We start from the raw sequence: 21,150 nt of genomic DNA, 5'->3' as shown, positions 1-21,150 counted from the left end.
TCATTATTGACTCGATCCAAGCGTAGCCTTGGCTCCTTCAATAAACTGGGCAATGACATCTGGAGTATTACCTTGACCGAAGGCGATCTGCTCGCTTGCGCTCTTGAAACTTGTGTCCACTTCAGCGAATCCTTGCGGGTATGGCGGGTCAATCTCGCTGGAGTTCTTCGATACCGTATCGATAAATTGGAAAATGGTTTGCTCCGCTTCCGGTAGCGTAGGCTGCATCTGTTCACGAATGCTGGAATTGACCGGAACCCCACGTTCAGAACCAAGAATAGCGGTTGCTTCTGGATCATTGACCATGAAATCAATGAACATGGCAACTTCCTTTGGATGTTTGGTTTTACCATAACCGGAGAGGAACTGGCCTGGTTTCAGATATTCACCGATTTGCTTTTCACCTACACCATGCGGAAGCACTTGTATGCCAAGCTTATGATCCTGGTTTTTATTGACCTGCTGGAATGTCAGTAATTGATTGGACCATGCAAAATCCATGGCAGCTGTGCCCAGTGAGATCGGGCGTGTCTCCAGCGCATTGGTTGTGGATGCCGTTATCTCCGCTGTGGTCACTCCACCATTCTCGCGTAGTGCGCTCCACATATCGAACCATTGCTGAAGCTCCTCGCTGGTAGCGGTCATTGTGCCACCATCAAACAATCCTTTACCGGATTGCCGAATAAACACTTCAAACATGTTCGTTGTACCAGAAATGTCTGCAGATCCATAGAACCCCTCACCTTTGGCTACGGCGATCTTGGTTGCAATATCCCCAAAATCCTTCCATGTCCAGCTCTCTTGTGGTTCTTCGATACCTAATTCCTGAAATACGGTGGCGTCATAGATGACACCTGGTGCGTTAACTCCGAGGGTAATCGCATATAATTTATCGTCAATCGAACCGGCTGTAATCATGCTCTGATCATGATCCTCTGTCCGCAGCTCTTTGCTCTCTGCAAACGGAGTCAGGTCAAGCAAGGCACCACGCCGGGCAAAGTCAGTCAAAAAGGCGTAATCCATCTGGATGATATCTGGTGCATTTGAACCGGCTACCTGTGTAGTCAACTTGTCAAAGTAACCGTCCCAACCGGAATATTCAGGTTTAATGGTGATTCCCGGATGTTTCTCTTCAAACAATTGGATCACTTTGGTCGTCAGATCATGTCTGGTCTGTGATCCCCACCAGGTCATGCGCAGTTCAATCTTGCCTGATGAATCTCCTTCACTTCCACTTGCTTCCCCAGAAGAAGAAGATGTATCGGCGGCCCCTCCAGAACAGGCTGTAGCGAACAATAACAGGGACAGACAGAACAGGGTTACCCACTTTTTTGTAATCATCATAAATGAATTTCCTCCCCTTCTTGCATTTATGGAATCGCTTACAAAACCTATTGTATCGGTCCATTGCTGCACATGACATAAACAAAAGTAAGCTTTCCTGTCAAAAAAGTAAGGAGTTACAGGAATCAAAAACCACCAGGAATGATATTCCCGGCGGTTCCGTTCCCGTATCGGTATGATTACGGGTATACATGCATGATACGTGAGAAGAAGATAGCGGGTTGCTGTCAGGAATGTGAGACGGCAGGTGAAGACACCCTGTGTTCAGCCAGATGTTTCTTCATTTTTGCTACTTCAGTTCCTGCCAGCATCATAATGCCTATTCCGTGATTGTCATTGGTGACGGTACGCAAGTCCTGATCATAATACTCTGCCGTAAACGCATATCTCGAACCGCTACACACGCCATGCACATTCCCTTGACGGTCAATTGCTTTGCAGATGAGTCCTTTCCAAGCCCGCTCGGCAGCTGTGACGTAAACTTCAGGGTCTTTGAACCAGCCAAAGCGTACACCTCTCGCAAAACCATAGGCAAACATCGCCGTGCAGGAGGCTTCTTCATACGTCTGCGGAACATTCAACACCTGATGCCACAACCCGCTTTCCCCTTGAAGCGCTGCGTACCCCTCACACAGCTCATTGAAGAAATCTATTAAGGCTGGGCGCTCGGGATGTACTGTTGGCAAAGCTTCCAATACCTCTGTCAAGGAAAACAGTGTCCAGCCATTTCCCCGTCCCCATGGAATCTGCGTTGCCTGTCCGTATTTGAAATCATACACATGGGACATGATCTTGAACTCAGGCATAAACAGATACTTCCGATACAGTGAAAATTGTCTGGCGGCTTCATCCAATGCGGCTGAGTTGCCTGTCACCCGTGCATAACGAACGAGAAACGGCGTGCTCATATAGAGGTCATCTGCCCACATGGTATTCTCGGCATACTCCCCTACACATGTGCGATAAAATGCACCATCCTCCTGCCGTTCCAGGCGGGAAAGCATGAAATCTGCAATCCGTTCAGCAATCGGAAGAAACGTTGGTTCATGACACTCTGAATACGCTTCCAGCATGGCTGAACCAAAAGAACCGCAGTTATCCAGCATTTTTAGCATGACCAATTGTTGATTGACTGCTGGGAAACCATACTGCTCCCGATCCCATAAGGAGTATTCATACATCTGGGTACATGCCTGCACATGCTCAGCCGCATAACGTGTAATGTCCGGTCTTTGCAAATAACGCCCCGTCCGTAATAGACCATATACAGTGACACCCAATGGATAATCCCAGCGACCATAATTGGTCACACTGCCCACTGTCCATTTGTTGCTTAACATCGCGTTCTCATAATAAGGTCTGATCCAAGCATCCGGTCGATCTAAGCGCCAATACGTCTGTTCTAGACCCGTTTGATACACTCGGTCCGTTCGAGTCAGATCCGCCAAGTCCGGTTCAACCTCCGACTCAAAAGGTCCAACATATAACCAAGACTCTCCATTAGCTCCGTGCACACGCTGAGGAAGTTCCAGTGAGAGCGGCTTACCCGACACGGTTGCGTTCAAATTAAAATGCCAAGGTCCAGCTGTATCGTCATATTCACTTCGGACAAGCAGGTCACTCCGCCCAAAGGAAGCTGGTACATCCACCTCGAACGGACCCGCTTCCTTCACTTGCGCCACAGGCTTGCCGCTAATCCATATACTTAGAGAACCGGAAGATTGACCTGACAATCGCACTGCATTCCCGGTTGAATCGTTATTGTTCAGATGGGTCCAAGCATAAGCATGCTTACCAGCAAGATTTCCGAATATTCGCTCGAAAGCTGGCTTGGTTTTATCTTCATCAGACCAGCCTGTCTCAGGCAACCAGTTCAAGCTGACGTCTGATTCTTTTCCAAGCAGGTCCGGTTGTTTACTCGTGGCTGGGTTCGGTTGGGAGAACACCCACCCCGCTTGCCCCTGTCTCTCCTGAAATGGAGCATATACATTCAAAATGCGCACTTTTCCTTCATCTGACCCAAATTGGCAGCCAAATCCGGCAGGGGTGTTTTTCATCTCCAGCCAAATGGTGTTCCAACCAGGCTTGATATCGATGCTGAGCTTCACCGTTGCGTCTGGACTAATCTCATCCATTACGGTAGAGCGATAGACCAACTGCTCATTGAAATAGAAACGAACAGGCCCATAACAGCGGACCAACACGTCCAGATTCCGGTCCTCGTCCCCCCAAACCAATGCAGCTGCGTAGGATATATGGTCTTTAGGTGCATCAGGAAAGCGTTTACTTAAATTCAGATCATAAAGCCCTTTTTCATTTTGCAAAATACCAGACTTCTGGAATACCCGATATACAAAATCAGCCTGCGCATTGGCTCCAATATACCTCTCGGCTAGTACCTTCAACACCTGATCCTGATCTTCTCCAAATCGGTAATACATGCTCTGCGGTTCACTGAAATAGGTCGTCATCGATGGCACACATCCTTCTTCTGTTGAAATAAAGTCTTATATCATAGCATTCATACCGTCCACACTAGAGCACTAAACTAATATGCAGTAATAAAGTATAGCGCTTAACCTAGGTGGGTAATCCCCTTACCGGGAAATAGGTATGTCCCTTGGTTATCTTCTGAATAGCCGAATAATAATCCCAGTATAACTGACATGTTCGGTGGTGGCTACAGATTTTTGATTACGCTTTCAAAAAATCAGAAAATTCGGTTTTTACTTCGCCAATTACACCTTCATTGGGACATTAATTCAAAAAAACGGAAAATGTTACCGATATAGAAACTATATATGTTGAACTAATCATTTACACAGAAACGTAGAGGACAGAAAAAAACTGAAAAAGCGAAGCGTTCGCCTAAAAGCTTTCTGAAAGAAAGCTGCATCGGAAGCATACGCTATCACCGGATTTTTCCCTTGAGAAAAGGGAATCAAAAAAATCTGGGGATAACAGCGATTGGAAGGTTATTCTGTCATCGGAGTGTACGTGTGAATATATCTTTAGTTCAACTTATATAGATTGAAAAATTCCACTTTTTGTATTGGGAAGGAAAGATGCACATTGAATACTCTTGAATCTCTGGCAAATGCTATGCCTTTTGTTAGCCAAATGTTCCGTGACGACATATCCATATCCATTAATGATCATGAGAAAGTATTGTATTTTTCCGAGGCAAAAAGTCTGGAGATTGGCGTGAAGGTTGGGGATGAGCTGCATGATGATTATAAACATTTCAAAATGCTGACTAACAGAGATTCCCGTACCGTGGCACGTATGCCTGGTGATCTGCAGGGCAGACCTTTTGATGCCATTCTAATCCCTATTAAAGAGAACGATCAGGTCGTGGGTATATTGGGTGTGAACTACGCACTGGATAGTCACATGACACTGGAAACGCTGATCCGTGAAAATGAAACGACCATTAATGCGCTGGTCGGCGGCATTCAGCAGATTGCGGCACATTCCGAAGAACTCTCCGCGACATCGGAAGAGATTCTGCGCAATTCCAAAAAAGCTTCAGAGAACTCGGTCAGTGTAAGTAAAGTAACAAACGTCATTCGTGAAGTATCGGAACAAACCAATCTGCTTGGACTAAACGCCATGATAGAGGCAGCCCGTGTGGGCGATCAGGGGGCCGGATTCGGTGTGGTGGCCAGTGAAGTACGTAAACTGTCGGATCATACGAAACAAGCAGCAGCTGATATCGAATCGTCCCTAGGCAGCGTGCAAGATTCCATGAAACATATGGAGCAGGAGATCGGTCAGATTACAACCGCAACAGTGGATCAGGCCAAGCTTGTTACCGAGTTCATGGAAAGTATCGAACAGCTTAGTGAGACAAGCGCGAATCTGAAAAAGTTCGTACATCAGATGCTGGCGCTCGAATAACAATAGAGTTCCACAACAGAAAGAACAAACGATATGAAATGTACATAACAAATGATTTAGAATGTGAAAAGCCTCCGGCCACTTCCCTTTACAGGAAGTCAGCGGAGGCTTTGTTTCGTACTTGCGGTGATATCACCTTTACGGTTTATGCTCACACGGCTGTTATATCTCTACAGCGACGCCAAAATGGTCAGACACGACCGGTCCATTTTTACCGTTCAAGACCACGGTTGAAGATTTAGCCTGAATCGGACGATTGGAGAAAATATAGTCGATCCGAAGATCGCGTTTGTTATCTGCCCAGCCGGCAATGGCCTTCACCACGGTTGCTCCTTCATCCTTTTGCAATGCTGTAGTGTACAGGTCATTCCATCCTTTGCTCATCATATAATCATAGCCTTCTCCACGCACTTCCGCGACATTATTAAAATCACCCATTATATATAACGGCTGATCCATGTAGGGGGCAAGCTTGCTCTCCGTCAACTCCCACTGTCCCTTGAAAGGTTCCTGCGCATCATCCCACCAGTTATAGTGTCCGTTCACAAACCAGATTGCTTCACCTTGGACGACCGTCTGGATTCCCACAATCTTGCGTGTACGGTAATTGTTATAATCCCGCATGTGGGACACGTATTCTCCAAAAGCCTGCATAATCGGCGTCCGGCTAAGGATCGCCAGTCCTTCATCGTATTTTTGGAACCCGACATGCGCGGGAATCCACGTCCAGTGATATTGCTCTGTCAGCTGCTGAAGCAGGACGTATGCATAGTTGTCTTTTTTAATCACAGCATCCGATTCAGTAGGATAATACATCTTCAGTTCTTCTTCAGAAAGCGCCGCTTCCTGCATGGACTGGTTAACCTCTTGCATGGAGATGACATCAAATTGATGTGTATTAATAAAATCAGCCAGCTGACTGATCTTGTTCAGTTGATCTTCTTCCGCCCAAGCGTGTGTGTTTAACGTCAGTATTTTCATATGCTCTCTCCTGTTGTTTGTAATATGACCGTTTCCCCGGCCTGCATCGTTCCTGAAAGGAATACATACGATAAGCATACACAATATGGAGCAATCATGCATGCCACTCGCTCACGGCACCTGCGTATTCATCTTGATTCCTGTGAGTCTGAAATAACTTCAAATTCTTCATAACCCATGCACGGATCGGCTCATAACTGATATGATGGATACAGCAAATTTACAACATCACGTCATAGACGTGGTGATTACTGAACCTATGTTTACCCCAGGAGATGGAATGATGAACATACCGAATAACATGAGGATGGATGATGCGCAGTGGCAACAGTTGATCAGGCAGGTTGCAGAGCATTTTAATAACCTGACGATCATGCGCGGATTCCAATATTATAAACAGAAACGTGTCGGACCATTAACCTATTCAGAACAACAAGGGATCTCGGCCGATGTACAAGGATCGGAAGAATATGAGGTCACCCTGAGCATGCAATCCCTGTCTACCAGTCATTGTACCTGCCCGGTGAGTTCCGTATGCAAACATATGACGGCTGTCTTGATGAGTTATGCCGAGCAACTGGAGCGACCTGTGCACGCGATTGTGAATGCGCACTCCAGTACTGCGCTCAAACAAACGACCAAACCTGTCGGGGCCATGTCCGCAGGACTATCCAGTTACGCAGATGCCGATGAACAGCAGGATATGGACTTTCCCGACAACCAATACAGCCAGATCAAGGAACGTGCAACAGAGCTTGCCGATCTCGAAATCTCGGAATGGCATGAGTTATTCCACTCCTGTCTGAAACGGCTGGGTACCGGCACAGCCAGCACATCCTACGTGCAGGAAGCAACGGACGAGTTATATGCGATTAAGCCAAGGCTGACCACTGCGATGGACCAACTTTTTGAACTACATGTGCAGCTGCACCTCATACGATTCTGCGTGCCGCCGGCTCGTAACTCAATCACGCATACCCCGGTGTACTTGAGCTACCCTGCTCAGCTCGCGGTGGATGCACTTCTGAAAGACATTGAGCGGATCTTTAACCATCCACTAGACCTGTCGGGTCTAAAGGGAAACAAGCTTGAACAACTTTGGAACAGACTGTCTGAAACCTCAGCTTATTTACGTAAACAGATGATGCCTGAGACAGCCAGCATGATGTTCTTCACTCCGATCTATCGACAACTGTGGTTGAACTGGATTGTACCTGAGCTTCAAGGGTCGCGGGACATGTTAGCGTCGGAACAGGCCATCTTAAATGATATAGAGCGCAATATAACCGCCGCTTCGACACCTTCCCAGTCAGGTGGAAGTGTCTTGAGTAGCGCTCAGAGTAATGGAAGTAGCATTGATAGACCAGGCAAAGCCGTAACACTGCCCCTGCCGCTAGTACTCGCGCAGAGCTGGATGCACTTCCTTCTGGGGCAGGATGATCAGGCATGGCAGCGACTCATCCATGGAAGCTCGGCCTACGGTTTCCCGCCAGAACAACTGTTGCATTTTCTCCATGTACTCGCAGATTCGGCTGAATGGAAGCGGCTTGGCGATTGGTTGGCACAACTTGGCCCTCTTCTGGCGAATCGCCGTAATACACCTTTGAATGATTACATGCATCTATGGGATACGGCCATTCAACATCTGCCCGATGCAGAGAACCGTATGTGGGACACGCTTGTCAGTATGCTTCCCCACTCCCGCCCCGCCTACGAGGATGCTATGCATTCGCGTGGACAGTGGCGCAGATGGATTGATTTTCAGCTGAGTACGGGAACGGAACCTCTCGAATTCCGCGTAGCGATGCTGCAACCTATCGAAAAAGATGCACCTGAGCTGCTGCTTCCCTTCTATCATCAGGCAGTGGAGCGTTATATCGGACACAAAAACAGGGACGGATACAAAGCAGCGGTGAAACTGCTGAAACGTCTGTCCAAAATCTATAAAAAAATGAAGCAAGAAGCGCACTGGGAGCAATTCATCACCACACTCGCCGTTCGTAACAGTCGGCTGCGCGCCCTGCAGGAAGAGCTTCGGAAAGGTAAACTGATCTCATGAGCTTAATTCATCCTTACACTGAAACGATTGAGGTTCACGTCGCTTTAACCGGATATGGCGATGCTTTGTTTTACGGAGCACTCAACACACACCACTTTGTATCAGGACAGTCGCTGAAGCAGCGATTGTTCGCTTGGCATGTGCCTTCCTTCTACGGTACCGAACTGGAAGTTCGGCAGATTGAGGAGATTGAGCTGGTTGTTCTGCCTGCGGAAGAAGTGATTCCCTTCTTTGCCGAGATGCATACCCTGCTTCATATTGAATGGAAATGGGATGAACAGGCTGAACATCTGATTCGACTAGCTCCCGCGCTCGCAGCATCTATCGAAAAACGCAAATACGTACCTAGCTTCGAGGCCTACCGTGCAGGACAGCTTCAGTGGACTTGGGACCCGGATAGCTTGAAAAAGCAGGAGCGGGCATCGCTTACCAAGGCGATTCAGCAAACGGACGAGAGTTATGCCGAAGGACTCGGGGCGGCTTACTCCGCCTTCGTATTCCAGCGCTGGTACAGTTCGGAAGAAGCTGCAACGGATCTGCGGCGTGAATTCCCGCAGTTGTTCCCAGAGCGCGGCACTCTCCCCAAGACAGCCGGAATGGACGCCCAGTCCTGGCTCGTATCTATTGGCTGGAAAGCGGATGCCGCACCATTCAGACCCATGCTGCAATTGCAGGAGCCGGATGAGGATGAGCCATCATGGCGACTGCGACTGGTATTACAGAATAAGCTGGATGCCGCCGTATTGGTACCAGTCATGCTGGATTCACGGGGTAGGCTTGAAGGGGAATGGCCAGAGGTATGGACCCCCTTCGTTCTGGACCGCTCTGCCGGATGGCTGGATCAACTGCGTGCACATCTGCCGAGTCTCGGAGGTTCCATTAGCGGTAGACGCGATGTGCTGAGTGATCCTTTGGGAGATCAGGAAGCCTGGCAGTTCCTGACGCAGGATAGCGGGCGGTTGCTCGCAGCAGGCTGGCAAGTTCTGCTGCCTGGTTGGTGGGAAGCAGCCCGTAAGAAGAAACCAAAGCTGCGTGCCAAGGTGCAGCCGGAGGAAGGCAGTGAGCGGGGACAGTCGTTCTTTGGACTGGACTCGATTATTCATTTTGACTGGCGAATTGCGATTGGTGACACGGATCTTAGCGAAGATGAATTCGCCGACCTTGTTGCCCGTAATGAACGATTGGTTCGCTTCCGCGGAGAATGGGTTCCTCTCGACCCCGACCTGCTGGAACAGATACGTCGTGCCATGGGCGGTGTAGATCGGGAACAGGGACTCTCATTCCAGGATATTCTGCACCTGCATCTGCTGCATAATGAACAGCGCGAATATCGCAATCAGAAATGGAAGGAAGGACAACAAACCGAGGAAGAGCAGCAACCGCAGGATGATCAGAACATTCGGCTTGAAGTAGAGCTGAATGAGCACCTGAACCGGGTTATTGCACAACTCGGGGGCGGACAAGGCGGCGCACCTTCCTTACCCATTCCGACAGGGCTTCATGCCGAGCTGCGATCGTATCAGAAGGAAGGTTTTGCATGGCTTGGTTTCCTGCGCAGATTCGGACTTGGGGCATGTCTTGCCGATGATATGGGTCTTGGAAAAACCATTCAGTTCATCACGTATCTGTTACACATCAAGGATCATGAACCACGTAAGCCGGGACAAGCCCCGGTACTTCTAATCTGCCCAACCTCCGTACTGGGCAACTGGCAAAAGGAAATTAGCCGCTTCGCACCCTCCATTAATGTCAGTCTGCATTATGGTGCACGCCGATTAAGTGGAGAAGAATTCCGGGAGCAGACCGAGCAGGTGGATATTATTATCACGTCCTTTGCTACGGCTACACTGGATCAGGAGATGTTACAAACCTATACCTGGTCATGCATCTGTCTCGATGAAGCACAGAATATCAAGAATGCTCAGACCAAACAGTCGCTGGCTGTCCGCAGCTTCCCTGCGAAACACCGCATTGCCATGACAGGTACGCCGATCGAGAATCGGTTGTCCGAGCTGTGGTCGATCTATGACTTTATCAATCCAGGATATCTGGGCAACGCCCGGGCATTCCAGACTCGCTTCATCAGTGCTATCGAAAAAGACAAAGATGAGCAGCGGATGCAGGATCTGCAGCAATTGGTGAAACCATTCATGTTGCGCCGCAAGAAAAAAGATCCCAATATCCAGCTTGATCTGCCGGACAAAAACGAGATGAAAACCTATATTCACCTCACGGGCGAACAAAGTGCATTGTATGACCAATCCGTGCAGGCCCTGATGGATAAAATGAAAGAGCTGGAAGGTATCAAGCGCAAAGGTGCAATTCTATCGGCGTTAACCCAGCTTAAACAGTTGTGTGATCACCCTCTGCTGCTGACAAAAGAAGCTTTGCCGGAGGAACTGCCCGAAGACGGTGCACTGAAATCTGCTTATGACGTGTACAGCCCGCAAGATATGGCGATGCTGATCAGCCGCTCTGCAAAGCTGGAGCGACTGATGGAGCTTGTCCGTGAATTACGGGACGAGGGCGAGCGATGCCTGATTTTCACCCAATACATCGGTATGGGACAGATGCTGCAACAAGTACTGCGTCAGGAGTTGCAGGAGCCTGTGCTGTATCTGCACGGGGGTACGTCCAAAACGGCGCGGGATCGTATGATTGAGGAATTCCAATCCCGTACATTGCCTGAGGATAAGCAACCGTCCGTCTTCATTCTGTCCATCAAGGCAGGCGGTGTGGGATTGAATCTGACCGCAGCCAACCATGTCTTCCATTTTGACCGCTGGTGGAACCCGGCTGTTGAGAATCAAGCCACCGACAGAGCTTATCGGATGGGTCAGACCAAAGATGTTCAGGTGCATAAGTTCATCTCTCTTGGCACATTGGAGGAGCGGATCGACGAGATGTTGGAGAGCAAACAGCAGCTCAGCGATAACATCATCACAAGCTCTGAGAACTGGATTACCGAATTGTCGACGGATGAGTTGCAGGATCTGTTCACTCGGCGTCGTGACTGGTCGGGCTAACTTGGATTGAAGAAAACAGTATACAGACTGGGTCCACACCCGGAATAGATGAGATATATCATAAAAAAGAGAAATACAAAAAGAGCGAAGTTTCGGAAAGTAAATTCCGGCTTCGCTCTTTTTGTATTGTTGCAGATAATTATCCGTTCTTAACGCATGTTACCGATGATGGATGATCTTGAATCCTGCATTTTCTTGATAAAGTTTGTCATGACATCAAACGCTTCATTGCGCTTGTTGGACATGGACTGCAGACGAAGCATGTCCATCTGTTGGGAATTGCCCGCTGCATCAATTTGGCCTTTCAGCTTTTGAACAGCTGCTTCATCCCCGTTTTGCTGGGCTATCTGCAATTGAGAGTTCAAATCCGCGATCTGTTGATTACGGTTCTGTACCTCCTGAATTTGCGTTTGCAATTGCGCATCCAGCAATTTGGTACGTTCGCTCTGAACCATCATCAAAGCCGTTTCGATATCCATACTGCTAATGTTGATAGGTGTTACGCCAGAGATGTTGGAGACGGAAACTGTGCTCGCTGAAGCTGAAGAGACGATAGATACTGCAGCGACAGCAGCAACTACGGATGAAGCGAAAAATTTACCTGAACGTTTCATGACTGTTCCTCCGAGTCCATATGTAATATGTACCAGTTTTTTGTTGGTATCTTCCGTCATTCTAAATCAAAAGAACTAGTTGTTCAATCAAATCAACTTCAAATTTGAATCAATTTTCGAGATCCCTTACACACGCCTACCTCCGCTTACAATATGAGTAAAATAAACAGGGCATTATAAGTAAAAGTGTATTCTTACGGGCATATTTACTACAACTAGATTGTTCTTTAATCCTAAGCTTGAAAGTCACATTAGAGATCGACGATACGTTCATGATTTTACTTTAGAACATGGTTATGTTATATTCACTAATATATTTTACACAATTTAATTTTGTGATATTTAATATAAATTGATGTTATATACTTTACGGGAGGTTTTTATATGAAAAAGATACTGGTTGTTCTAACAAATGTAGATAAGTACGCAACAAAGGACGAGCCTACTGGCTTATGGCTGAGCGAAGCAACTCACTTTATTGAAGAGTTTGACCATAATGACAATGTTCAGATCGATCTGGTTAGCCCTAAAGGTGGGAACGTACCTCTTGATCCGAAAAGTCTGGGCGACTCTCTGGATGAGAGCACCAAAGCCTATTTCGAGAACGAAACGTTCATGAACCAATTGAAAAATACGTTGAAACCTGGCGAAGTAAACGCGAGTGACTACGATGCAATCTACTTCACAGGGGGTCACGGTACGATGTGGGATTTCCCGGACAATGCCGAACTTCAAGAGCTTTCTCGTGATATCTATGAAAAAGGTGGCGTTGTATCCGGCGTGTGCCACGGGGTTACAGCCCTGCTGAATGTGAAGCTGTCCAACGCCCTGCTTCTAATCAACGATAAAACCGTTTCCGGCTTCACGAATGAGGAAGAAGCATTGGCTCAACAAACCGAGTATGTTCCTTTCCTGCTGGAAGATGCTTTGAGAGAACGCGCTGCACAATATGATAAAGCTGCTGCCTTCAGTTCCTATGTCACAACAGATGGCCGCGTGGTCACAGGACAGAATCCGCAATCCAGCAAAGCTGTAGCTGAAAGTGTTAAACAACTGCTGGGTCTGTAAAATAAACCGATTGATCCTTCTCCTCCCCCAGGAGATCATATAGATGTACAAAGCAAAACAGCACGTGATCCGTCATAATCTGACAGAACACATGCTGTTTTTTTCTAGTGATTTGTCGAAGCAGAAGCTTCCGTCGCTGTTCCTCCCGCCAAACGCTTCACGATATAAGGCACGGTCACCGACGTCAGGATCACGGCAAACGCAATCTGAGCGATAGCTGTGTCCACATATGGCGCATACACCGGATTGAATTCGGCAGCCATCGAAGGCACCACCATGGATAATCCAGCAACCGAACATGTCGCAGCCGCTGCGTAACCGGGCCGTCTTAATATCGTGCGATCGATTCCAATGAGCGGCAGCATGCAGATCAGCAAAAATAACACCGTGACCAGCAAACCGGACAGACTGGACTGAAATGCAATACGCAGATCAATATTGGACCCAAAGCTTGTACCTAGGAAAGGCAGCAGAATCAGTGTTCCCGGAGCGAACATCTTCTGTATATTTCTGTCCAGGTTACCAAGCAGTATCCCGATCAAGAAAGGTACTAGCGTAGCAAGTACACTGAGATAATCAATACCGACACCGCTTGCCGAATTCAATATCATAACCGGAATAACCGGTACGGCGATCAGATTCAGAATACCAAACGCAGCACGATCCACATCATCTCCGTACGTGTTCATCAAGGCCAGATATAATCCCGGATTACAACTGGTCAGAACGGCAATGAAGGCTACCGCAGAAACTCCACCGATCCCACTTATACCAAAAAAGTGTACAAACGCCCAGCCGAACAGGCAGCTGATGAGGATGCGTGAAATACAGAGCACTCCTGCTCTCTTCAATGTCACCAGAAGCTGTGACAAGTTAAGCTGTGTTCCTGATATCAGTAAAATCATACCGATCAGCACCATGGTACCTTTCGATGTGAACAGCGCTGTCGTTGGATCTCCGATCTGAAAGAACGATGGAAACATTGTGTTAATGACCGCGGCAGCCAGCATAGGAACAATTAGCAAGCCGCCGGGTATTTTTTTGATACGACCCAAAATATTCATGCTCTGTTACAGTTCTGCTCCGTTGGTACGGATCACATTCTGATACCAGAAGAACGAATCCTTACGATATCTTTCGAGCGTACCATTGCCATAGTCATTCTGATCCACATAGATAAATCCGTAACGTTTGCTCATCTCGGAAGTCCCTGAACTGATCATGTCGATTGGTCCCCACATCGTGTATCCCGACACCTCGACCCCATCAGCAATGGCGAGTCCCATCTGTTCGATATGTTTGCTCAGGAAATCAATCCGGTAAGGATCGTTGATCGTTCCGTCTTCATTCAATTTATCGTAGAAGCCTGAGCTGTTCTCCAGAATAAAGACCGGTTTTTGATACCGATCATAGACGAGATTCAGCGTATACCGCAGGCCAATCGGATCAATCTGCCAACCCCACTCGTTAGCGGGCAGATGCGGGTTTTTATATACACTGTGTACATTGCCTGCCGTTAGTTCGAGTTGTTCGGTATCACTACTGGAAATCATCGAGTTGTAATACGACATCCCCACGAAATCAGCCGTGTGCGCGCGAATACTATCCAGATCGCCATCCTTGATATTCAGCTGGATCTCCTTGTTTTTGAAATACGTTTTACTATAGTAAGGGTACTCGCCTTTATTGAGCACATCGAGATAGAACTGATTTTTCATCTGATCATCCTGTTGCATCTGGAGTGCATCCTCCGGCTTGCAAGTGTAAGGATACGTTGTAAAATAAGCCACCATACTTCCGATCTGGTTATTCGGATCAATCTCATGAGCCATCTTGGTTGCTCTGGACGCAGCTACAAATTGATGATGCAGCCCCTGGAACAGCATTTCTTCATAATTTGGAGCATCATAATCAATGATTCCCAGCGTTTTGGCCGATGCTTTCACGCTCATGTTGATCTCGTTGAATGTCACCCAATATTTCACTTTGCCCTTGTAGCGATTAAACAACACATCACAATAGTTCACATACAGATCGATCAGCTTGCGGTTATACCATCCTCCGAACTTGTCCATCAGTACAATTGGTGTATCAAAGTGACTGATAGTGATCAGGGGCTCCATACCGTGTTTAAGACATTCATCAATAACCTGATCATAGAACTCTAATGCCTTTTCATTCGGAGTAGCATCGTCGCCACCCGGGAATACTCTGGCCCATGAAATCGAATAACGGAATACTTTGAAGCCCATCTCAGCAAACAAGGCGATATCCTCACGGAAAGAATGATAAAAATCAATTCCCCGGCGCTTGGGATATTTAACTGTATCCTGGTCATTCCTGGCCTCTTCAATCATCTCCCAATTCACTCTGATCTGCTTGGTCACTTTGCGGTCGTTCTTCTCGTTAAATTTCATCACTTCAGGGATGGTCAGACTCTTGCCGTCCACATTATAAGCTCCCTCGGCCTGACAGGCAGACAGTGCACCGCCCCATAAAAAATCTTTTGGAAAATTGGAATTCGTCATTTTAGTTTCCTCCTGTTATTACGTGTTATTAGAGTCTTATTACAAGTTTTATGGGATCAGCTTAATTAAAGCTTCACTCTCCCGGATCGGGCCGCTGGTCGCTGTAGTCAGTACGTCTCCATACTGTTGCATGTTGGTTACCACAATCGATGTAATCGTGTTATATCCTGCTGACGTAATGCCTTCTGGATCAAACTCCACTAATAAATCCCCAGCCGTGATTTTCTGTCCCTGTTCGATATGGGCGTTAAAATATTTCCCTTTCAGACTGACGGTATCCACTCCGATATGAATCAGGATCTCGACACCATTCGCAGCTTTCAATCCGATGGCGTGTTTGGTGCGGTAAAGTGCTTCGACTACCCCGTCAAATGGAGCGTATACTTTGCCATCTGTCGGAATGATTGCAATGCCTTTACCCATTAACTCTTGGGCAAACGCCTGATCTTCTACCTCAGAGATTGGTTTGATCTCCCCTGTCATTGGACTAACGATAAGCATGTCAGAAGATGTGGATGTCTGTGATGATACGGACGCTGGAGTTACCTCTGTGGCAACGACTGTCTGATTGCTATTTACTTTATCCGTAGCTAGCTGCTTCGATTTACTTCCTTCAGTATCTTCCTTGATGCCCGCCAACAGCGTGAACACAAACCCGAGTACAACTGCGGCAACACAACCAATAACGACATACATGTAACGATCAGAGGAATACGTGCCAATGGCCAATACACCTGGAAGTGAAATTGCATTCGCTGTTGTATGCACCAAGCTGTAGAATCCACCAACTAATCCTCCTGCAAGACAACCTGCGAAAAAGGGACGTTTGTATTTTAGCGTTACACCATAGATCGCCGGCTCGGTAATCCCGAACAACGCAGTGAATCCACTCGAAGCAGCCGCTGATTTCATCGTTTTACTCTTCGTTAGGACAAACACACCGAAGGCTGCTCCAGCCTGAGCCAAATTCGCCGCCAGTGCCGTTGGTAACAGTACGGTTGCACCCAATGTAGCCACTTGTTGAACCTGAATCGGCATGATCGCATAGTGCATACCAAACATGACCATGATCGGTTTGAAAAATCCAAGAATCGCACCAGCAAGAACACCTGCGGTTGAGAACAATGAGTTAATGCCATTGGTCAACCAGTCACCGATATATGAACCTACTGGACCAAGCACGATTAATTCCACTGGAATCATAATGAACAAAACAATCATTGGGGTAAGCAGGACCTGTAGAAACTTGGGAATCACTCGATTGACGATTGGATACACATAACTCATAATCCATACCGCCAGAATGATGGGAATGACGGAAGAGGAATATTTCATCAACAGAATCGGCATGCCGAGAAAATCAATACTGTTTACACCCGTCTCAGCAATCTGGGACGCAGCGTTCAGAATGATGGGGTGCATCAGCCCCGCAGCGAGAGCTACCGCCAAATAGGGATTGGTTTTGAAACGGTTTGCTGCACTAACAGCCAGGAAGAATGGCATGAAGTAGAAAATACAATCCCCGATCATGTTAATGATCGTCAGGAAGCCGGAGCCTTCCAGGTAACCCATGGCAGTTATAACGGTAGCCAGACATTTGATCATCCCGCAACCAACAAGTGCTGGCAGAACAGGCGTGAATATACCTGCGATAGTTTCAAGCACTACGTTGATGGGGTTACGTCTCTTTTTCGGTCCACTGTCTGTAGACTCCGTAAGCTCGCCAATATGGTCAGAAGTTAAATTCTTCACTTCACTGTATACCGCGTCTACTTTGGCACCGATAACAACCTGAACCTGTCCACCGGAATTTTGTGCCTTGAGCACGCCTTCGAGCTGATCCAGCGCCTTGAGGTCTGCTTTGTTATCATCCTTCAATACGAATCTCAAACGGGTTGCACAGTGTGTTAGCCCGGATATATTTTGCTCGCCGCCAACGAGATCAAGTACGTTTTTAGCCAATTCTTTGTTGTTCATGATCTTTCTCCTCTACATGAATAAATTGGATATATAAAAATGACCAAGCCGGGGAATCGTCATTCCCTACGCTTGGTCATGCCTGATCGAATCAGTAACAGTCCAATATGGATTATTCGGTTAGTTCCTTCACTAGTTCATTCCGTTGGTTCATTTGAAATCAATCGTTGGATATGCAGTATCAGATATAATTTTTCATCATCCGAACAGGTCCAGCCATAGTTATTTTTCAGAAAGTCCGCAATCTTCTCCACACAAGCGAGTTCTTTCGGAAACTTCTCCTTCACCATCAGGAACAGCGATTCATTCTCGTCTTTGAGCGATTTACCGCTCATCTGCCTCAGAATGAAATACCGGATATGTGTGGCAAAGCGCATGAAATGGATGGATTCCTCCTGAAAGTCAATTTTGAGCGCATATTTGATCACGGACAGGATCTCGCCCGTAACTGTAGTTACCTTGGTTGTATCCGTCATCTCTCCCGAGCCAACCTGTGCATTGACAAAATGTAATGCAATTAGTGTTGTTTCAGCTGTTGGCAGAGCGATATCTGTTTTTTCCTGAATCAGCTTCAGCGCAGCCTCCCCCACCCGGGTCTCGTCCGGATAGAGTGTCCGCACTTCCCATTCCAGCGGGTTTTTGATACGGATACCTTCTCTGGTTCGGGTTAATGCAAAACTGATATGGTCGGACAGGGTGAGAAGCAGATTCGGGTTAAATGTTTTATTCAAGATCTGACTGCCCAGCTTGATGACTTCCTCCGCGAGATAAATATCCTCAATCGGAATACTGTTCAGCAGATCATACATCCGGATGTTCTTTGGTGCCACGAAAATTTTCTCCACCAAGTCTGTCTCCGTCAGCTCATAGGGCGTTTTCAGAAATCCTACACCCTTGCCTACGACAAAAACCTCTTCGTTATGTTCATTAATAGCGATGGCTACGTTATTGTTTACTTTCTTGATAACCTTCAATGTTCTCACCCCCCAACAAAAATAAAAAAAGACCGAAAGCGATTACAGTAAAGCAATCGAATTCGGTCATGCCTGGTTTCCCCAGTAACAGTCCGTGTTATGAATATAAGTTTATTATAGTGCTGTTTTTAAAAAAGTCAATCATCCAATCTTAGGGAAAAATCAGCCACTCTTATCATTGAAGGGAACGCAGAGACCCGATACGTCATATATAACAACACCCTTTTTTAAAACTATAAAAAGAAAATGTGACCATATGCCCTACCCGCCAGTCTAATTCATATAAAAACCAGCCAAGTGCTGGCTTCATCCCTCCAATACGAAAGGAGCTGTTATCCATGGGTTCAACCGATCTCGTTAACCAGGCCATCCAAGGAGATCGTGAAGCCTTTATCCGGCTTATTCGAGACATTGAAAACTCTTTGTACAATACGGCAAAATCCATGCTGCGAAAAGAGGAGGACGTGGCCGATGCCATTCAGGAGACAATCCTGAACGCATACAAATCGGTGCATACACTCCGGGAACCCCGGTATTTCAAAACCTGGCTGTTTCGCATCCTCATCAATGAATGCAACACGATGCTGTCCCGCCGCGCTCTCTCCACCGCTTATGCGGAAGTACCTTCAGAAAAGCGGGAGCATTCCAGTCCCTACGATGAGGTCGATATGCGAGAAGCGGTAGACCATCTGGAGGAATCGAAACGAATTGTTGTCGTTTTGCATTATTTTGAAGACCTGTCCCTCCGTCAAGTCGCCCATGCCCTGAATATTTCCGAAAGTGCAGTGAAAATGAGACTTACTCGGGCAAGGCAGGAGTTATATCAGAAATTTAAAAATTTTCGGGAGGTAAACTTACATGTCAAACCCGTTTAATATCGATCAGGAATTAAAGAACCAAGCGAAGGAGCGTCCTCTGATGTCTGAACTCGTTCGTAACCGGATTGATGCCACACTGGATTCTCTGCCGGCGTCACCAAATACATTGAAAACCGAACAGACTTTGCGCTCCAGTCGCCGGAACAAGCGATGGCACAAGGCTGCAGCTGCGACGATCGCAGCGGGAGTGTTGGGCGTTACCGTATTTGCATCCGGCTTTGTATCACCGGCCATGGCTGCCTCCTTGCGCAATATCCCACTCGTAGGCAGCCTCTTCAGCTCGATAGAAGCCGATATGGGTCTGCGAACGGCGGGCAACGAAGGCTTAACTACCCCTGTTAACAGCAAGGTCGCTTACCAGGATGTGAAGCTCGAAGTACTTGAAGCGGTATATGATGGTACACGTGCTGCGTTTCTGGTTCATTTCACTGCGCCTAATCTGAATCAAGGCGAATATGACAATGGCAAGGACATCGTGAAACTGAGCAGCGGAATTGAGAATGTCTTTTTCAAAGTCGACGGGACCCGTCCGAATAGTGGACTGTTCTATAGTTCGGTAGGAGAAACGCAGCCAGATACACTGCTCTTTGAGCAGGTCATTTCCTCCGATCAGGGAACGGCACAATTGCCGGATCAGTTCGAGGCGAAGGTTCAATTGACGTTGCAGGGCATCGATCATGAGTTCGAGTTGACGGTTCCTTTTGCCAAATCAACAGAAAACGTTCATCAGGTTCTGCCTAACACAGCCATGACCAACGATGTGTATACAGCCGCTATTACGGAAGCGGAGGTTACCCCTGTCACCACCCGCTTAACTACCGTTATTGGGTTGAACGATAAGAGTACACTTACGGCAAAAGAGGAAGAACAGCTGCGTCACATCGGATTCGCCGTCTATGATGATCAGGGGCGGCAGCTAACCGCTCTCAGCGGCGAAGGTCTATACGAGGGGAACCAACTGAAATCGGAACGCATATATGCCACAACTGCCAAGAATATAAAATATCTGATAGTGAAACCTTTTGAGATCAAGGATGACTTCGCTGAAGAGGTTAAAGATAAACAATTCATCAAGGGAATGGAAATGAAGATTCAACTTCAATAGCCTAATATCAGTGCCTTATCGAAGGAGCCATTCCATGTCCATCCAATATTCAATCTCATCTCTCATCGTACTTGGTCCGTTATTCGTTCTGGTCCTGCTCGCCCTGATGCTCCATGCCAGGGTGAGCAAAACCAGGTACACGGTCAGACAGTATGTGTCGATGCTCGCATTTGCCATATATATGTTGGGCGTTATGCATTTTGTATTTTTCCCTATCGACGTGAACATCGGAATCTATGCCAATCAGACCCCATGGTATCAAAGCATTCAATGGATTCCGCTCCTAACCGCGGATGCAGTAAGCTTTCTCCTAAACATCGTGCTGTTTATGCCACTGGGGTTCATGCTTCCTTTCATAAAGCCTTGGATTCATTCGATGCGAACAGCAGCATTAGCGGGATTGGCTATAAGTATCCTCATTGAAGTAACACAGTTACTGCTCCGAGTAACCTTGGGCAACGGTCGTAGTACTGATCTGAACGATATAATAGCCAATACAACAGGAAGTGTACTTGGTTTTATCATCCTGAATCTGTTCACCAAAAGTTCCATCGGCCAGCGACTAATGGCCCTATGGGAGTCACCACAGGGAGTATCATCCAAAAATATGCAGTAAAATGAATATGAGCATGCATAACGCCCCTTGAAGGCAAAACATGGTCCATACACCAAGATGAAAAAAGTCGAGTGCTATGG

The 21,150-nt window shown here is 47.1% G+C and carries 15 protein-coding genes; 7 read left to right on the top strand and 8 right to left on the bottom strand.

What is annotated here, in order from left to right:
- Nucleotides 1–3: 3 nt before the first annotated feature.
- Both AC6CIF_RS22910 and AC6CIF_RS22905 read right to left on the bottom strand, forming a co-directional pair.
- Complete coding sequence (locus AC6CIF_RS22910; RefSeq protein ID WP_498201677.1) at nucleotides 4–1,344, bottom strand: ABC transporter substrate-binding protein; 1,341 nt, start codon at nucleotides 1,342–1,344, stop codon at nucleotides 4–6.
- 227 nt (nucleotides 1,345–1,571) lie between these two features.
- A complete protein-coding gene (locus tag AC6CIF_RS22905; RefSeq protein ID WP_498201676.1) occupies nucleotides 1,572–3,815 on the bottom strand; it encodes a glycoside hydrolase family 88/105 protein in 2,244 nt (747 codons plus the stop codon).
- 601 nt (nucleotides 3,816–4,416) lie between these two features.
- Between AC6CIF_RS22905 and AC6CIF_RS22900 the strand changes: the two genes are divergently transcribed.
- Nucleotides 4,417–5,244, top strand: a complete 828-nt coding sequence (locus AC6CIF_RS22900; RefSeq protein ID WP_498201674.1) for a methyl-accepting chemotaxis protein — start codon at nucleotides 4,417–4,419, stop codon at nucleotides 5,242–5,244.
- Nucleotides 5,245–5,406: 162 nt separating this feature from the next.
- Here the strand turns inward: AC6CIF_RS22900 and AC6CIF_RS22895 are convergent, their stop codons facing one another.
- Nucleotides 5,407–6,225, bottom strand: coding sequence for an endonuclease/exonuclease/phosphatase family protein (locus AC6CIF_RS22895; protein ID WP_498201673.1), 819 nt, complete (start codon nucleotides 6,223–6,225; stop codon nucleotides 5,407–5,409).
- A gap of 280 nt (nucleotides 6,226–6,505) precedes the next feature.
- Between AC6CIF_RS22895 and AC6CIF_RS22890 the strand changes: the two genes are divergently transcribed.
- Nucleotides 6,506–8,284 carry an SWIM zinc finger family protein gene (locus AC6CIF_RS22890; RefSeq protein ID WP_498201672.1) on the top strand — a complete coding sequence of 593 codons (1,779 nt, stop codon included), beginning with the start codon at nucleotides 6,506–6,508 and terminating at the stop codon, nucleotides 8,282–8,284.
- A 5-nt stretch (nucleotides 8,285–8,289) separates the two neighbouring features.
- The gene (locus AC6CIF_RS22885) at nucleotides 8,290–11,310 is read left to right on the top strand and encodes a DEAD/DEAH box helicase (protein ID WP_498201682.1); all 3,021 of its coding nucleotides are present in this window, start codon (nucleotides 8,290–8,292) and stop codon (nucleotides 11,308–11,310) included.
- Nucleotides 11,311–11,459: 149 nt separating this feature from the next.
- Here the strand turns inward: AC6CIF_RS22885 and AC6CIF_RS22880 are convergent, their stop codons facing one another.
- Nucleotides 11,460–11,924, bottom strand: a complete 465-nt coding sequence (locus AC6CIF_RS22880) for a hypothetical protein (protein ID WP_498201671.1) — start codon at nucleotides 11,922–11,924, stop codon at nucleotides 11,460–11,462.
- Between the two features lie 384 nt (nucleotides 11,925–12,308).
- Between AC6CIF_RS22880 and AC6CIF_RS22875 the strand changes: the two genes are divergently transcribed.
- A complete protein-coding gene (locus tag AC6CIF_RS22875) occupies nucleotides 12,309–12,992 on the top strand; it encodes a type 1 glutamine amidotransferase domain-containing protein (protein WP_498201670.1) in 684 nt (227 codons plus the stop codon).
- Between the two features lie 104 nt (nucleotides 12,993–13,096).
- Here AC6CIF_RS22875 and AC6CIF_RS22870 read toward each other — a convergent pair whose 3' ends face one another.
- The 4 genes from AC6CIF_RS22870 to AC6CIF_RS22855 form a co-directional block, all read right to left on the bottom strand.
- Entirely contained in the window at nucleotides 13,097–14,056 is a 960-nt protein-coding gene (locus AC6CIF_RS22870; protein WP_498201669.1) for a 2-keto-3-deoxygluconate permease, read from the bottom strand.
- Nucleotides 14,057–14,062: 6 nt separating this feature from the next.
- Nucleotides 14,063–15,520, bottom strand: a complete 1,458-nt coding sequence (locus AC6CIF_RS22865; RefSeq protein WP_498201668.1) for a glycoside hydrolase family 1 protein — start codon at nucleotides 15,518–15,520, stop codon at nucleotides 14,063–14,065.
- Between the two features lie 48 nt (nucleotides 15,521–15,568).
- The gene (locus AC6CIF_RS22860; RefSeq protein ID WP_498201667.1) at nucleotides 15,569–17,497 is read right to left on the bottom strand and encodes a beta-glucoside-specific PTS transporter subunit IIABC; all 1,929 of its coding nucleotides are present in this window, start codon (nucleotides 17,495–17,497) and stop codon (nucleotides 15,569–15,571) included.
- A 137-nt stretch (nucleotides 17,498–17,634) separates the two neighbouring features.
- A complete protein-coding gene (locus AC6CIF_RS22855) occupies nucleotides 17,635–18,480 on the bottom strand; it encodes a PRD domain-containing protein (protein WP_498201666.1) in 846 nt (281 codons plus the stop codon).
- A 329-nt stretch (nucleotides 18,481–18,809) separates the two neighbouring features.
- On the opposite strand from AC6CIF_RS22855, the gene AC6CIF_RS22850 reads away from it, so the two are divergent.
- From AC6CIF_RS22850 to AC6CIF_RS22840, 3 genes are read left to right on the top strand one after another with little or no spacing between them, the layout of a single operon-like run.
- A complete protein-coding gene (locus AC6CIF_RS22850; protein WP_498201665.1) occupies nucleotides 18,810–19,346 on the top strand; it encodes an RNA polymerase sigma factor in 537 nt (178 codons plus the stop codon).
- Nucleotides 19,330–20,454 carry a DUF4179 domain-containing protein gene (locus AC6CIF_RS22845; RefSeq protein WP_498201664.1) on the top strand — a complete coding sequence of 375 codons (1,125 nt, stop codon included), beginning with the start codon at nucleotides 19,330–19,332 and terminating at the stop codon, nucleotides 20,452–20,454. The genes AC6CIF_RS22850 and AC6CIF_RS22845 overlap by 17 nt, the downstream gene beginning before the upstream one ends.
- A gap of 34 nt (nucleotides 20,455–20,488) precedes the next feature.
- A complete protein-coding gene (locus AC6CIF_RS22840) occupies nucleotides 20,489–21,070 on the top strand; it encodes a VanZ family protein (RefSeq protein WP_498201663.1) in 582 nt (193 codons plus the stop codon).
- The last annotated feature ends 80 nt before the right edge of the window (nucleotides 21,071–21,150 follow it).

It is taken from the genome of Paenibacillus sp. GQ49 (genome assembly GCF_059759055.1).
Note: the sequence above shows the minus strand (reverse complement) of the source record. Positions and strands in the feature narration are given on the sequence as shown.